Genomic DNA, 14,591 nt, shown 5'->3' with positions numbered 1-14,591 from the left:
CCGCGTTCCCGGCCATCGAAACTACACCTGTAGTGAGTACCACGCTACTACAGCTGTAGTCTCGACGGGTAGGTTGAGCCCATGGCAACACGCACGACCGGCTCCGCACGGGGCGAACTCATCACCGACGCGGCACTCGCCCTGCTGGCCGAGCGCGGCATGCGGGGGCTGACCCACCGCGCGGTGGACGAACGGGCCGGCCTCCCCCAGGGCTCGACGTCCAACTACGCCCGCACCCGGCAGGCCCTGCTCGAGGCGGCGGTGCACCGGCTGGCGGAGCGCGAGTCCCGGGTACTGGCACCCGGCGAACTCCCCGCTCCGGTCCCGGCGGCCGGGGTGTCCGGACGCTCCGATCCGTCCGGACCTCGCGGCCAGGACGCGCTGATCGCCGGTCTCGCACGGGCTCTGCACCGCTATCTGACCTACCACCCCGAGCTGCTCGTCTGCCGGTACGAACTCGCCCTGGAGGCCACGCGCCGCCCCGAGCTGCGGATCTTCTTCGACGCGACGGGCCGCCAGTTCCGCGAACCCCTGATGGCCCTGCTGACGGCGGCCGGATCGACCGAGCCCGAACGGCACACGCTGTCGCTGGTGGCCTGGTGCGAGGGGCTGATGTTCTCGTGCGCGGCAGGCTCCTACAGCCGCTCCGTGCCGTCCGAGGCGGAGCTGCGCACCGGCTTCGGCGAGCTGCTGCGCGGAATGCTCGGGCACTGACGCACGGGTACCGCACCGCCTCCGCGGGCTGCGACACGCGGGGCGCCGCGCTGACCGGGTCACTCATGCGGACCAATACGGGCGTTCCGGCTCACGCAATGACCGTTCCGCACAGCAGAGTTGATCAGGTGCATCGAACCAGAACCACCGCGAAACTCCTGGTCGCCGTGGCGGTCACGGCCCTGTCCGGGTGTGTGTCCGTGCAGCCGAGGCCGAGCGCCCCGCCCGCCCCTGCGGCCGACCGGCCCACCCAGCACCTGTCCCCGCAGATCGGCCGGCCCCCGGTCCGCGACATCCTGGAAGCCGTAGCGGACCCGAAGCCGTCCGCCGCCGGCACCGGCACCGGCCGGGCGTCCGCCGCCCCTCCGGCGGTGCGCCCCGCCGTGCCCCGTGGCGCACCGCCTGCCCCGCAGCCACGGCACCTCCCGGGCCCGGCGCACCCACGGCCGCGCCGGGCCGTGCCCGCTGCGCCCGTACCCGCGCTGCCGGCGCCGGTGACCGGGGCGGATGTCTGCGCGCTCGGACGCGGATACGGGCACTGGCCGGCGGGCAGTCCGCAGTCGCGGATCTGCGACCGTACCTACGGGCACTGACCGGGCCGGGCGACGGGAGGCCGGCCGGCCCGCCCCGCCGGCAGGGCCCGCCTTCCCCCGCTCCCCCTCAGAGCTCCCGCAGCCGCCGCTCCAGCCGCCCGATGGCGGCCCTGACCCCGCCCCCGTAGCCGTCGTCGACGCCGTCGTCCGCGAGGACACCGGAGGCGTCCCGGGCCCGGTCCAGGTGGACCCGGGCCCGGGACGGGTGCCGGAGCTTCACGTAGTCCGCCGCGAGGTTGAGGTGGAGCGACGGGTAGAAGGCCCGCACCGCGAGCGCGTCGCGGTCTTCCGCGACGCGCTCGTCGGTCAGCGCCTGGGCGGCGGCCAGCGCCCGCAGGTCCCAGGCCAGCTCGTCGCCGGGATCGTCCTGGGTGTCAGCCATGTAGTGCGCGAGGGTGCACCGGTGCAGGGCGTCGCCGTCCGCACCGATCTCCGCCCAGAGGAGGCCGAAGCGATTGCGGGCCTCTTCGCGGTCACCGCCGTGCAGCAGCATGACGGCCTGGCCGATCCTGGTCATGACGACGTCCCGCGACGTCTCCTGCTGCTCCGTCACTGCGGTCTCCCTCGCACCCGTCCGTCTGCGCCCGGCCGAATCCATGGGGTTCCGGACGGTTCCGGATGGTTCCGGCCGGTCCGACGCTAACCGCAGCGACGCGCGATCGCACTCAGGCTCCGGCGCGCCATCAGCCCAGGTCGGGGATGCGCCAGTCGATGGGCTGGTGCCCCTGGGCCGCGACCGCCTCGTTGATCCGGGTGAACGGGCGGGACCCGAAGAACTTCTTCGCCGAGAGCGGCGAGGGGTGCGCCCCCTTCACCACCACATGGCGCTCCTCGTCGATCAGCGGAAGCTTCTTCTGCGCGTAGTTGCCCCAGAGCACGAAGACCGCCGGGTCGGGCCGGGACGCGACCGCGCGGATCACCGCGTCCGTGACCTTCTCCCAGCCCTTGCCCTTGTGCGAGTTGGCCTCGCCCGCGCGCACCGTCAGCACCGCGTTGAGGAGGAGCACGCCCTGCTCGGCCCACGGCATCAGATACCCGTTGTCCGGGACCGGCAGGCCGAGCTCCTCCTTCATCTCCTTGTAGATGTTCCGCAGGGAGGGCGGGGTCTTCACGCCGGGCCGCACGGAGAAGCACAGGCCGTGCCCCTGGCCCTCTCCGTGGTACGGGTCCTGCCCCAGGACCAGGACCTTCACCTTGTCGTACGGGGTCGCGTCGAGCGCGGCGAACACCTGCCCCCGGGGCGGATAGACCGGGCCCGCGGCCCGCTCCTCCTCGACGAACTCGGTGAGCTCCTTGAAGTACGGCTTCTGCAGCTCTTCGCCGAGGACGCCGCGCCAGGACTCGGGCAGCTGGTCGGTGTCGGTCACGTCAACAACCTCCGGTAAGCAATAAGTTCTTGATCTCAGAACCTACCGGCGACCACTGACAACGGGGCCGGGAGCCTCCCCGGAAGACGTTGTGGGGCGACTGGTACCGCTACCAGCTGGCCTTGCGGTACAGCTCCCACATCTGCATGACCGTCTGGGGATCGAGGGCGCGCTCACCGCCGCCGATGTCCTCACCCGCGGCCACGTACAGCTTGCCCTGCCACAGCGGGAGCAGCCGGACGTCGTCGACCAGGATCTTCTGGGCCCGCTCGAACTGCTGGCTGACCGCGCCGCGGTTGCTCTCCTTGCGGGTCTGCGGCAGCAGCTCCTTGGTGATCTCGTCCTTCGTGTACGGCATGCCCGTGACGCTGTCCTTGCCCAGGAAGGGGGCTATGAAGTTGTCCGGGTCGGGGAAGTCCGGGAACCAGCCCCGGCCGAAGACGGGGTACTCGCCCTTGGTGAAGCCCTCCTGGAACTTCTTCCAGGGCTGGCTCTTCAGTGTGATCCTGAAGAGCCCGGAGGACTCCAGCTGGCGCTTGATCTCGTCGAACTCGGGGGCCGTCGAGGAGCCGTAGCGGTCAGTGGTGAACCAGAAGGTCATCGCGACGGGCTCGGTGATCCCGGCGTCCCTGAGGATCTTCCGCGCCTTCTTCCTGTCCGGGTCGCCGAAGGTGTCGAAGAAGCTGGTCGTGTGCCCGGCGATGCCCTTGGGCACCATGGAGTAGAGCGGCTCAGCCGTGCCCCGGTAGACCTTGGCCACCAGCGCGTCCCGGTCCACCAGCTGGGCGATCGCCCGCCGCACGGCCGGTTTCCCGGCGGCCGGGTCCTTGGGGTTGAAGACCAGGAAGCGAATGTCGGCGCCGACCGTCTCGACGAGCTGGAGATCGCTCTTCTTGTCCTCGTTGTCCTCCAGGCTCACGACCTCCTCGGCGGAGAGCCCACGGTAGGTGGCGTCGATCTCGTTCTTCTTGAGCGCCGCCACCATGGCGCCGGACTGCTTGAAGTACCTGATGGTCACGGCGTCGTTCTTGCGGTCGGCGAAACCCTTGTAGTCGGGGTTCTTCACCAGCACGGAGCGGTCGCCCTGCTTGTAGGCGTCCAGCAGGTACGGCCCGGACCCGGTGACCTTGCCGTCGTTGCGGATCTTGTGCGCCGAGTAGTCGCTCGGCGCGACCAGCGACATCGCGGGCGTGGCCAGCACGAACGGGAAGGTCGCGTCCGGCTTCGTCAGATGGAAGATGACCTCGTAGTCACCCTTGGTCTCCACCCGGTCGAGCGAGCCGAGCATGCCGTTGGGTCCGCCCTTGACCGCGATCGTCCTGATCCGGTCGATGGAGTACTTCACGGCCTCGGCGTCGAGCTTGTCGCCGTTGGAGAACTTCAGACCCTCGCGGAGCGTGCAGCGGTAGGCGGTGCTGGTCATGTCGGTGAACTTGCAGTGATCCGCGGCATCGGGCTCAGGACTCGTACTTCCGGTGGGGAAGCTGACCAGAGTCTGGAACACATTGCGCATCAGCTCCCAGGAACCGTCCCACGCCGCCGCCGGGTCGAGGGTGGAAGGTTCACTGGTCGTCCCGACAACTATCTTCTGATCCACATCCGAACCGCTGTCGGACATTAGACCGCAGCCGGCCAGCAGAGACAGGGAAGCAAGGGCTGCAGCAGCCTGCAGACTGGCCCGGTAGAACACGCGCACGCTCCTCGATCAGCCATGGGTCGGCAGACCATACCGCAGCGCCCCGCCGGGTCAATCCGTAGGCCCGACGGGGCACTTGAGTCAATCGGGGCCAAACCGGATCAGGGTGTCTCAGCCCACGCCGGCGTTCAGGAAGATCCCTCCGTCGACCACCAGGGTCTGTCCGGTGATCCAATCGGCCTGGTTCGACGTGAGGAAGGCCGCGGCGCCGCCGATGTCCTCGGGCACACCGAGCCGTCCGAGCGGATAGGACGCTGCCGCCTCCGCCTCACGGCCCTCGTACAGCGCCTGGGCGAACCTGGTCTTCACGACCGCGGGGGCGATCGAGTTGACCCGCACGACCGGCGCGAACTCGTGCGCCAGCTGAAGGGTCAGGTTGATCATCGCGGCCTTGCTCATGCCGTACGCGCCGATGAAGGGCGAGGCGGAGACGCCCGCGACGGAGGCGATGTTGACGATCGCCCCGCCGTTCTCCTTCTGCCAGGCCTTCCAGGTCTGCTGCGCGAAGCCGAGCGCCGAGACCACGTTCGTCTCGAAGACCTTGCGGGCGACGTTGAGGTCGAGCTCGGCGATCGGACCGAAGACCGGGTTCGTGCCGGCGTTGTTGACCAGGAAGTCGACCCGGCCGAACGCCTCCATCGTGCGCTCGACGGCCACCGCCTGGTGCGCCTCGTCGTGGGCCTTGCCCGCCACGCCGATGACGCGGTCGGAGCCGAGCGCCTCGACGGCCTCCTTCAGCGCGTCCTCGCCGCGTCCGGTGATGCACACCCGGTCGCCGCGGGCGACGAGCGCCTCGGCGATGCCGTAGCCGATGCCCCGGCTCGCGCCGGTGATCAGCGCGACCTTGCCACTGTCCTGCACAGTCATGATGTCCGCAGCCCTTCGGGTCAGTTGAGCGGTCCGCCGGCCACGTACATGACCTGGCCGGAGACGAAGCCCGCGTCGTCGCCCGCGAAGAAGGCGATGGCGTTGGCGATGTCCTCGGGGAAGCCGACGCGCTGCACCGGGATCTGGGTGGCGGCCGCGGCCTGGAACTCCTCGAAGCCCATGCCGACACGGGCCGCGGTCTGCGCGGTCATCTCGGTGACGATGAAGCCGGGGGCCACGGCGTTGGCGGTGATGCCGAACTTGCCGAGCTCCTTGGCGAGGGTCTTGGTGAAGCCCTGCAGACCCGCCTTGACCGCGGCGTAGTTGGCCTGGCCCCGGTTGCCCAGGGCGGAGGAGGAGGACAGCGAGACGATACGGCCGAACTTCTGGTCCACCATGTGCTTCTGGACGGCCTTGGCCATCAGGAACGCGCCCTTGAGGTGCACGTTCATCACGGTGTCCCAGTCGGACTCGCTCATCTTGAAGAGCAGGTTGTCACGGAGCACGCCCGCGTTGTTGACGAGGATCGTCGGGGCACCGAGCTCGGCGGCCACCCGTGCGACGGCGGCCTCCACCTGGGCGCTGTCCGACACGTCACAGCCGACGGCGAGGGCCCGGCCCCCGGCGGCGGTGATCTTCTCGACGGTGTCCTTGCAGGCCGCCTCGTCCAGGTCGAGTACGGCGACGGCGCGGCCCTCGGCCGCCAGGCGTACCGCGGTGGCGGCACCGATGCCCCGTGCCGCTCCCGTCACGATGGCTACGCGCTGCTCGGTGGTGGACATGCTTGGTTCTCCTCGCCCTTGGATCGCGGCTCAGCGGACGTCAGGCACATTCCCTGCGAAATGCTTCCCGATAACTGAGCAACCGCTTAGTACCTTCAGCAGTCGAGACGCTAGAAGGCCTGGCACCCGGTGTCAACGGCCCACGGACGCAGCGGCGCATGTCACACCGCACGGCGCTGCCGCCGCGGGTACGGCGGCAGCGCCGTGCGGCCGGCGATCAGCGCACCAGCAGGTCGAGCAGCCGCTCCACCTCGGCGGCGGGGTCGGTGGTCAGACCGCTGTGCACGGGGCTCGGCTGGATGACGGTCGAGCGCGGGGCGATCAGCCAGCGGAAGCGCCGCCCGGCGTCGTCACCCACGGCCTGACCCGCGTCAGCGCCACCGCGGCAGATGCCCTCGACGGCGCGCAGCGCGGCGCGCACCCCGGTCACGTCGGCGGTGGGGTCCAGCGCCTTGAGCTTCGCCTCGTCGAGTTCGGTGCGGGCGGCGACGAATCCCTTCGGGCGGCAGTAGACCACCACACCGGCGTTGAAGAACTCACCGCGCTCGACCCGCGGCACCACACGCAGCAGGGCGTACTCGAAGACAACGCGTTCACTCACGGCCGGCCGCTCTCGTCGCTGTTCTCGGGGTCGTGCCGCGGGGCGAGCCGCTCGGCGAGCCAGCCCGGGGCCCCGGACGGCTTGGCGGCGGTGGGCGCGTCCAGGGTGATCCGCTCGTGGATGGTGGCCGCCCGAGGCAGCAGCGCCTCCACATAGGCGCGCCGGAGCTGGTCGGTCGAGTCGAACCCGGGCTCGTCCACGAGCCACTCGTCGGGCACATCGGCCGCGACCTCGGTGAGCAGTTCCTCCGTGACCAGCGGGGCGAGTTCGGCGGCGGCCGCGGCGACATCGGGGGCGAAGGGGGCCAGCGCGTGGTCCGAGGCGTTGTAGGGCTTGGCCGCGGAGGCCTGGGCACCCGACCAGTTGTGGTGCCAGATCATGGTGGCGCCGTGGTCGATGAGCCAGAGGTCACCGTGCCAGATCAGCATGTTCGGATTGCGCCAGGACCGGTCGACGTTGTTGATCAGCGCGTCGAACCAGACGACGCGTCCGGCCTCGCGCGGATCGACCTGGTAGGCCAGCGCGTCGAACCCGAGGGAGCCGGGGAGGAAGTCCATCCCCAGATTGAGGCCACCGCTGGCCTTCAGGAGCTCCTGCACCTCCTGGTCGGGCTCGGCGAGACCGATGACCGGGTCCAGCTGCATCTGCACGAGATCCGGGACGCGCAGCCCGAGCCGTCGGCCGAGCTGTCCGCAGATCACCTCCGCGACCAGCGTCTTGCGCCCCTGCCCGGCACCGGTGAATTTCATGACGTATGTGCCGAGGTCGTCGGCCTCGACGATCCCGGGGAGCGAGCCACCCTCACGCAACGGCGTGACGTAGCGAGTCGCTACGACTTCTACCAACACTTTCCCAGGCCACCCATCTCTTCAGCCTCACAGTCCACGGACGACCTCTCCGAAGCGTAGAGGCAGGGATCACCGGTCAACGGCGCTGGGGAGAAGCTGGGGAGTATCGGCCGACGAACCGGTCCCGCCGCTCCCCGCAGACTGCCGAGGGTGCCGCGCCCCCTGCCGCCGACGTCCGGCATGAAGTGAGCATAGTAACCGAGGGTGATCATCGGCGTGGAGTGTCCGAGCCGCCGAGCCTGGGTGCGGTGGTCCGAGCCGCCGCGGCCTGCGGGACGCCCGGCGCGGTCAGCAGGCCGCTGACCGGCAAGGCTCCGGCCAGGGCTCCAGCTGAAGGGTCAGTGGTCGTCGGTGATGCGGGTGGCGATGCCCTTGGTGAGCTTCACCTCGGCGGAGACGCCCTTCCGCGCGGCGGCTTCCAGTTCCTGCTCGGTGCACTCGGTGGCGGACTGGCCGTTCTCGTCGCCGCAGATGTCACCCGCGCCCCAGATCTCCGTGTCCTCGGACGTGAAGAACGCCTGCTCCTCACCCTTCGGGCCGCTGACCGTGTACTTGCCGGGCGCCAGGTACGACACATTCCCGAACCACGTGCCGCTCACGCCCTTGCCCTGGCCTGCCCCGTCGCCGGCGCTCTCGGGGGTGGATTCCGAGCCGGCCTTGGCAGTACCGCTGGAGTCGCTGTCCGCGGCCGGCGCCTTCGTGCCGGAGGCGGTCGACGCGTCGGCGCTGCTGTCCGCACTCGATGACTCCTCGGCCCCGGCAGCCGCCTCCGTCGAGGAAGCGGTGGCCGTTGCGGCCGAGGAGGCCTTGTCGCCCGTGTCGCCCTGGCAGGCCGTCAGCAAAGCGGTTCCAGTAACGAGGGCGGCGGCAAGCAGAACGGAACGAGTGCGCAGGGAGGCCATGAGGGGGGGTCCTTCGAAGAGTTGGAACAGCTGACGTCTGTGAACTGCTTGTTCATGCACCATGCAGCACGTCGTACACCGAGAACGGGATGTCCTTGATCCACAACGTTCTTGTGACCATTCACGGACACAACAAGGGATCGACGTCCTGAAAGCGGATACTTTCGTCCGCTGCTCGCCGGACGGAAGGGGTGGGGACCCCGCATGGAGTGCGTGAACGTGCCGCAGTACGTCGCAGCCGTCCTGCGTACCGTCAGAGCTTCTCCGTCAGCAGCTCGTGAATCGTTGCGATGAACGGGTCCGTCCTGTGCACGCGCCGGGTACACATCGCCGCCACCGCGGTGCCCGTGTCCGGGCGGAAGCCGAGGAACATCTGCTGTCCGAGCGTGGCTCCCGCGTGGAAGCAGACCGGGCCGCGTGCCGACGGATGGCGGAACCAGGTGAGCGTGTGCGTATGGGCGTGCCTCAGTCCGCGCCGCAGCAGCGGGTGCCGTACGTAACCGAGCGCGGCGGTCAGCGGGGGCGTGGGCGCGGCGGCTGCCGGGAGGTGCGCCTCCAGGAAGGTGAGCAGGTCCTGGGGCGTCGACCGGACCGCTCCGGCGGCACTGAAGCCGCCGGTGTCCAGCGGGGGCAGCGGACTGCCGTCGCGCCGGTGCCCCACGGCGTCGCCGGGCTGCGGGCTCGGGCGCAGTCGGGTGCCGCGCAGGCCGAGCGGGTCCAGTACCTCCTGCTGGAGCAGCGTCTCCCAGGGGGTACCGGTGGCGGCGGCCAGAGTGTGGCCGAGCACGGAGACCGCGAAGTTCGAGTAGTGCCAGCGCGTGCCCGGCCGGTGGCGCGGGCGGGCACGGAGGAAGGCCCGGACGACGCGGTCGGCCGGGTAGCGGCTGTACGGCGCGGTTGACCACCGGGGCAGCGCCTGCGGGTAGAAATCGGCCGGCAGCGCGGGGAGGCCCGAGGTGTGCGTCATCAGATGGCGCAGGGTGATGGCGCGCACGGAGGGATGCACCTGGTGGCCGGGGGCCAGCAGTTCGGCCGCCGAGTCCTCGTACCGCAGGCGGCCCGCCGCGACGAGTGCGGCCAGGAGCAGCCCGGTGAAGGGCTTGGACGCGGAACCGAGCTCGTAGCGGGGTGCGTCGCCCGGCTGCCCGCCTCCGTCGGTCCGGTACGTGCGCCGGCCCCGGTGGCTGAGCGCGATCACGAGGTCGGGCGCGTCGATGGTCCGGGCCGCGTCGGCCAGCAGGCGGGCCCTCTCGCCGTCGCCCCGGGACGGACGGCCGGCGGAGGTCCGGCGCACCTCCTGCGGCGCCGTCACACGGGGGCCGGGGCGGTGAGGTCCGACAGGGCGCGGGACAGGGCCAGCGCGGAGGCGAACGCCGCGACCAGCGTGGGGTGGTAGACGAGGTCGAAGACGGACTCCTCGTCCCCTTCCGGCATGCCGCCCATCACCGGCATCGCTCCGTCCGGCTGCTGGGCCCCGGCGAACCCCGCCCAGGCCGCCGGATCGAGGGTCGGCTCGGGGAGACAGGCATCGACGACGAGCAGTTCGCCCAGCAGGTCCCAGCGCCCGAGGTCGAGCCAGTCGTCGAGCCACACCGGCAGCCAGAGGGCCAGGTACTCCGCCACGTCGTCGGGCAGCCCGGCCGGGTCGGCGCCCCAGTCGGTCAGATGGAAGACCGTGTGCGTGATGTCGTAGCCGATGTTGCCCTCGACGGTCCAGGGCTCGGGGTGCCGGGACAGCCAGGTGCGCCGGTACGCCTCGTCGACCGGCGTGCTCGGCTCCAGTCCGAAGCGGCGCTCCATGGCGCTGAGTCCGAGCCGGCGTACCGGGACGACCTCCAGTGCGCCCCAACTGCTCAGGCGGTGGTTCAGCCGGACAGCCGCCTCCAGGGACGGCTCCCGGAAGCCCAGCTCCCGGAACGGTACGTAGACCTCCATCGGCACGGGACAGAGCGGTTCGCGCCGCTGGCCGTCGACCAGCCGGCTCCCCGAGCCCAGCAGTTCGTGCCAGGCGTGGTCGAGGAGCTTGCGGGCCAGGGCGGCCTGCTTGGAGCCCGCGACGCCCTCCCGGAAGATGACCTTGCTGATGAGCGCCAGTTCACCGAGCGGCTTGAACCGGTCCAGGACGCCCACCTCGGGAGGCGGGTCGTCGTCCAGACGGAATCCCGCCCGGTGCTCGTACAGCCATCCCATGGCCCGTGCGCCGACGTCATGGACCTGCTGGATGCCGTTCACGCGGCAACTCCCTTCGTCCGACCGGCGCGGAGACCGGTGCGGCTCATACGGCGGCCCCGGTGTCCGCCGCGGCGGCATCCGCCCGGTGCGTCGTGAGCCGCTTGAGGGACAGCGCGGCGGCGAAGGCGGTCACCAGGGTGGAGTGGTAGCAGGCGAGGAAGGGGTACGGGTCCGGCTCCGGGCCCGCACCGCCCGGCCGGGCGGTCCCCGGCGGGACATCCGCGTGGGGCGCCTGCTCCGGGGGGACCGTGGGACCCGTCTCCGGTACGGCACCGCTCGGGGCCTGTGCGGCGGCGAGCGCGGGCCAGACCGCGTCCAGCAGGTCCGTGGGCGGCGGCCCCGGCAGGGCCGCGGCGACCGCGAGCAGTTCGCCGGTCAGGTCCCACTGCAGACTCTCCAGGCAGCCGTCGAGCCAGGGGGGCAGCCAGGCGCGCAGATAGGCGTCGATGTGGGCCGGCATCCACTCGGGAACACAGCACCAGTCCGTGATGTGGAAGACGGTGTGGGTCAGCGCGTAGCCGGAAGGCCCCTCGAACATCCACGGTTCGGACAGCCCGCCCAGCCAGGTGCGCGCGAGGACCTCGCCGGCGTCGGCGTGCGGGCCCGCCCCGACCCGCCGCTCCGAGTTGATGAGGCCCAGCTCCCGGTTGGCGTGCTGCTCGATGTGGGCCCAGCCCCTGGTCCCTTCGAGCGTCCCGGCCAGCCGCTCGAAGCCCTCGTTGCGCAGTCCGTATCCGGCGAAGGCGGCGTAGATCTCGTACGGGTACGCGGCAAAGGGCTCGCCGCGCAGCAGCTCCAGCAACAGGTCACCCGCGTGCACCTGGTCCCACGCGAACGTAATGAGGTCCCCGGCCACCCGGTGTTCGGGGGTGTCCGGGGCGGTGCTGCGGCGGATCGTGGTGCACAGCTGGGCCAGTTCGCCCAGCGGCTTGAGGGTGCGGTTGACCTCGGCGTGCGGGTCCAGCACATCCGGGGGGAGCACGAAGCCCGCGCGGTGGGTGTCGGCCCAGCCGAGCGCCTTGCGCAGTACGGCGGGCAGGACGGACAGCGCCGTGCCCGCCGTGACGCCCGGGGCGGTGGCCACCGCCCCGGTCACCGCGCCCGTCCCTCGGCCGTGAGCCGGGCCGCCCGTACGTGCAACGCGACCCGGGAGTCGGCGCCGCCCATGAGCTCGACGAAGTCGAGTCCGCGCTCCAGGCCCAGGCTGTCGGGCCGGCTGTCCAGCGTGGCCAGCCAGCGGCCGGCACCCGCCGCCTGGAGCCAGTTGCGCCGCCGCACCGCGCGGACGAAGCCGCGCGACAGGTCCAGGACCCGGTGGGCGGCGGCCCGGTGGACGGCGGACGAGGCGGCGGGGACGGCGAGCGGGGCCAGCACGGAGAGCTGATGGGTGAAGGCTTGCCAGGGGGCCCGTTCGAGCCACGCCGCGTTCGGCTCGTCGGTGCCGGGTGCGCCGGCCGACGGCTGTCCGGTGGCCGATGCCGTCCGGTGCAGGGCGGACATCATGCCCCAGTGGCTCCAGACCGCGGCGTCGGAGGCGTCGGGCCGGGGCGGGAAGTCCCGCACGGCGCGCCGGAGCACGGCGATGTCCCCGGGGTGCGGATTGCGCCCGTACAGCACGCTGGGGAGAAGCAGATCGGCGCCGATGACGCGTACTGCGGCGATTCCTGTCCGGTTGTCCTCGTCGATTCCGGCCGCGCCGCAAACCGTGGCGAGGTGGTCCCCGCTCCGAAGAGCGAGGACCACCTCTGTTGCCAGGTCATGCACGGCACCCGCGAGGGGGGACGAAGCATGTGACTGGTCCATGTGCTACCGACTAGCCCTTCTTCGGGCGGGGGGTCGGCGGCGAGAGCAGCAGTGCGGAGCCGCCTCCGAGGAGGGCGAGATACGCGCACTCGCGGGAGTCGCGGTAGAAGCCTTCGGCCTCGCCCGGGTTGAGCGCCTCGTCGAGGTCGAGCTCGATGTCGGTGGCAGTGGATTCCTTGGTGTACATGGGTGTTGCCCCGTCCTGTGGGAAATGGGGGGTTGCCGTACGTGTTCGAGTGCAATGCATGGAATGCGAAACCGCAAGTCAAATAGGCCGGTCAGGGAATTTCCCTATTCAATTGAATGGGGAAATCACAAGGCTAGATGCACGGCGCCGACCTGGCGATATGCGCATTCCGCTCACCGAACGGTGGTAGTGCGCGGGGCGCATTCAGCGTGTCGGCCGTGCTTCCGGACGCTCATGCCCTTGGGTGAGGGGCCTTGGGTGAGGGGCCTTTGCGACATCCGAGGGGGCAGCCCTCAGGGTGTCGCGTCCGAATCGGTGAGGGCCGCGAGCAACTGAGCGGTACGGTGCGCCGCGGTGGCCGGGTCGGGGCCGGTCGCGGCGACCATTCCCCAGCGTTCCGGGACACAGGCGACGGCCCGCATCAGTCCGCCCGCCGGGGTCATCGCCGCTGCCGTCTCTTCCATCCGGCCGAGCGTCTGCGTGACCGGGGGCCGGAACACCCGGGTGGCCGCGTACCGGTCGGTGATCCCTTCGCGGCGTGCGGTGTCCTGGAAGGTCCGCAGGTACTCCGCTCCGTGCGAGGAGAGGTTGAAGTCGATCGCCCCGACCAGCAACCGGTCGCCGAACCTGCCTCCGACGTGTCCGACGGCGAAGTCGACGCCTCCGGTGGCCAGCCCCTGATGGCTGCCGTCCCGCACGCTCTCCGGGCCGAGGAACGCGGCCCGGATCGCCTCCAGCGCTCCGCGGATGCTCCGGTACGCCTCGTCCGGCAGACCGAGCGCGGCCCAGGCGTCCGCGTCGAGATAGCTGTTGCCCACCCAGGAGTAGCCGTTCAGGACCTGGAGCGTGACGCCGTCCGCCACCCGCCCGTACCGGAAATGGCCCGAGGGGACGACCGGCAGCCGCGTGCCGTCCAGCTCCACCGAGAGGAACGCGGCCCAGGCTTCGAGGAGGTAGTCGTCCCCGAGCGGGTAGGCCGCCTCGGCCTCCGCGGCGAGCCGCTCGGTGTCGCCGAGGTCGATGTCGCCGACGATCCGGGCCCCGTCCCCCGCCTCGCTCGGTTTGAGTCCGGCCGTCCGGAGCCCGTAACGGGTACGGAGCAGCTCAGCGGCATCGAGCACTCCGGCGACGAAGGCCTCCCGCGACACGTCCGTGCGCGGCACGGTGTAGCCGGGCAGTACGGGGATCTCCAGGCCGAGGAGTCCGTACGCCTCGCCCAGCCGCTGTTCGGCGGTGAGCAGGGCGTCGGCGGACAGCCCGTTCGGCGTGAGGGTGCGGGCGGCCTCGACGGTGGGATGGATGTGCCGCTTGCGGTTCCAACGGGTGGCGACGGCCGGGCTGTTCGCGTCGGTGACCAGCCGGTCGAGACCGGTCCTGCGGCGGAGCCAGAGCAGGAAGATCTGCATCTCCAGGTCCAGCGCGTACAGGCGGATCACCGCGTCGGGGCGGTCGCGCAGCCAGTCGATGACGTGGCCGAGCGGGGTGTCGGCGCCCCGCTCGTGCGCCTCGGCCAGGGTGAGGAGTGCGTGGCTGAGGTAGTAGTGGTCCCGGTCGCCCGCGTCGACGGAGGGCACGCCCCACTGGCCGACCGCCTCCGCCCACGGCGCGGTCCGTCCGACCGAGAGGTCGGCCGTGGACCCGAGGAAGACCGCGCGGGCCTCCACGTAGGTCGCCACGTCGTGCGGAACCCGGTCGGCGCGGAGCTCGGCGAGATCGCCCTCAAGGGCCCGCAGTGTCGGGGTGGCCGAGTGGAGCAGCAGGGCGGGGAGCTCGCCGGCGGACCGGGCGTAGCAGGGCGCCAGCTCCTGCTGGGCGAGGTGCGCGACCGAGGAGCAGTCCGTGCCGAGAAGGCGGTCGGCGACCTCGGCCACGTGCGTCGCGTCGAGGACGCGGTGACCGGTGAAGAAGCCCGCCCAACAAATGTCCTCGCCGTCCCGCGTCTTGTACACGGACGGTGTGACGGGTACGAGCACGGCGGCTCCTTGTCGGGCGGGCGGTG

General features: G+C 71.1%; 16 protein-coding genes. 2 read left to right on the top strand and 14 right to left on the bottom strand.

Annotation, left to right across the window (positions count from 1 at the left end; translation table 11 throughout):
• Positions 1-81 precede the first annotated feature (81 nt).
• The gene (locus ACIO3R_RS23990; RefSeq protein ID WP_402108539.1) at positions 82-714 is read left to right on the top strand and encodes a TetR/AcrR family transcriptional regulator; all 633 of its coding nucleotides are present in this window, start codon (positions 82-84) and stop codon (positions 712-714) included.
• Positions 715-842: 128 nt separating this feature from the next.
• Entirely contained in the window at positions 843-1,307 is a 465-nt protein-coding gene (locus tag ACIO3R_RS23985; RefSeq protein ID WP_385352011.1) for a hypothetical protein, read from the top strand.
• Positions 1,308-1,374: 67 nt separating this feature from the next.
• On the opposite strand, the gene ACIO3R_RS23980 is transcribed toward ACIO3R_RS23985, so the two are convergent.
• The 14 genes from ACIO3R_RS23980 to ACIO3R_RS23915 form a co-directional block, all read right to left on the bottom strand.
• On the bottom strand, positions 1,375-1,860 hold the full coding sequence (locus ACIO3R_RS23980; protein ID WP_402108536.1) for a hypothetical protein: 486 nt from the start codon (positions 1,858-1,860) through the stop codon (positions 1,375-1,377).
• A 130-nt stretch (positions 1,861-1,990) separates the two neighbouring features.
• Positions 1,991-2,674, bottom strand: a complete 684-nt coding sequence (locus tag ACIO3R_RS23975) for a uracil-DNA glycosylase (RefSeq protein WP_363023542.1) — start codon at positions 2,672-2,674, stop codon at positions 1,991-1,993.
• 109 nt (positions 2,675-2,783) lie between these two features.
• The gene (locus ACIO3R_RS23970) at positions 2,784-4,364 is read right to left on the bottom strand and encodes an ABC transporter substrate-binding protein (RefSeq protein WP_402108534.1); all 1,581 of its coding nucleotides are present in this window, start codon (positions 4,362-4,364) and stop codon (positions 2,784-2,786) included.
• Positions 4,365-4,481: 117 nt separating this feature from the next.
• A complete protein-coding gene (locus ACIO3R_RS23965) occupies positions 4,482-5,237 on the bottom strand; it encodes an SDR family oxidoreductase (protein WP_385352009.1) in 756 nt (251 codons plus the stop codon).
• Between the two features lie 20 nt (positions 5,238-5,257).
• Positions 5,258-6,019, bottom strand: coding sequence for a 3-oxoacyl-ACP reductase FabG (fabG, locus tag ACIO3R_RS23960; RefSeq protein WP_363023536.1), 762 nt, complete (start codon positions 6,017-6,019; stop codon positions 5,258-5,260).
• Positions 6,020-6,236: 217 nt separating this feature from the next.
• On the bottom strand, positions 6,237-6,620 hold the full coding sequence (locus ACIO3R_RS23955) for a DUF3037 domain-containing protein (protein ID WP_385352007.1): 384 nt from the start codon (positions 6,618-6,620) through the stop codon (positions 6,237-6,239).
• Entirely contained in the window at positions 6,617-7,468 is an 852-nt protein-coding gene (locus tag ACIO3R_RS23950) for a HipA family kinase (RefSeq protein WP_402108531.1), read from the bottom strand. The genes ACIO3R_RS23955 and ACIO3R_RS23950 overlap by 4 nt, the downstream gene beginning before the upstream one ends.
• 338 nt (positions 7,469-7,806) lie before the next feature.
• Positions 7,807-8,370: a hypothetical protein gene (locus tag ACIO3R_RS23945; RefSeq protein WP_385034403.1), complete on the bottom strand. Its 564-nt coding sequence runs from the start codon at positions 8,368-8,370 to the stop codon at positions 7,807-7,809.
• Positions 8,371-8,623: 253 nt separating this feature from the next.
• A complete protein-coding gene (locus ACIO3R_RS23940; RefSeq protein ID WP_402108529.1) occupies positions 8,624-9,682 on the bottom strand; it encodes a serine hydrolase domain-containing protein in 1,059 nt (352 codons plus the stop codon).
• A complete protein-coding gene (locus ACIO3R_RS23935; protein WP_385034410.1) occupies positions 9,679-10,560 on the bottom strand; it encodes a DUF6895 family protein in 882 nt (293 codons plus the stop codon). Before ACIO3R_RS23935 ends, ACIO3R_RS23940 begins: the two co-directional genes overlap by 4 nt.
• A gap of 85 nt (positions 10,561-10,645) precedes the next feature.
• The gene (locus tag ACIO3R_RS23930) at positions 10,646-11,698 is read right to left on the bottom strand and encodes a DUF6895 family protein (RefSeq protein WP_402108528.1); all 1,053 of its coding nucleotides are present in this window, start codon (positions 11,696-11,698) and stop codon (positions 10,646-10,648) included.
• Positions 11,695-12,405, bottom strand: a complete 711-nt coding sequence (locus tag ACIO3R_RS23925) for a hypothetical protein (protein WP_385034397.1) — start codon at positions 12,403-12,405, stop codon at positions 11,695-11,697. Before ACIO3R_RS23925 ends, ACIO3R_RS23930 begins: the two co-directional genes overlap by 4 nt.
• A gap of 10 nt (positions 12,406-12,415) precedes the next feature.
• Entirely contained in the window at positions 12,416-12,592 is a 177-nt protein-coding gene (locus tag ACIO3R_RS23920) for a hypothetical protein (protein WP_363023523.1), read from the bottom strand.
• Between the two features lie 293 nt (positions 12,593-12,885).
• The gene (locus tag ACIO3R_RS23915) at positions 12,886-14,565 is read right to left on the bottom strand and encodes a hypothetical protein (protein ID WP_402108525.1); all 1,680 of its coding nucleotides are present in this window, start codon (positions 14,563-14,565) and stop codon (positions 12,886-12,888) included.
• Between the last annotated feature and the right edge of the window lie 26 nt (positions 14,566-14,591).

The sequence above is a fragment of the Streptomyces sp. NPDC087428 genome (assembly GCF_044744085.1).
Lineage (GTDB): Bacteria > Actinomycetota > Actinomycetes > Streptomycetales > Streptomycetaceae > Streptomyces.
This window is presented reverse-complemented; position numbering and strand designations above follow the sequence as displayed.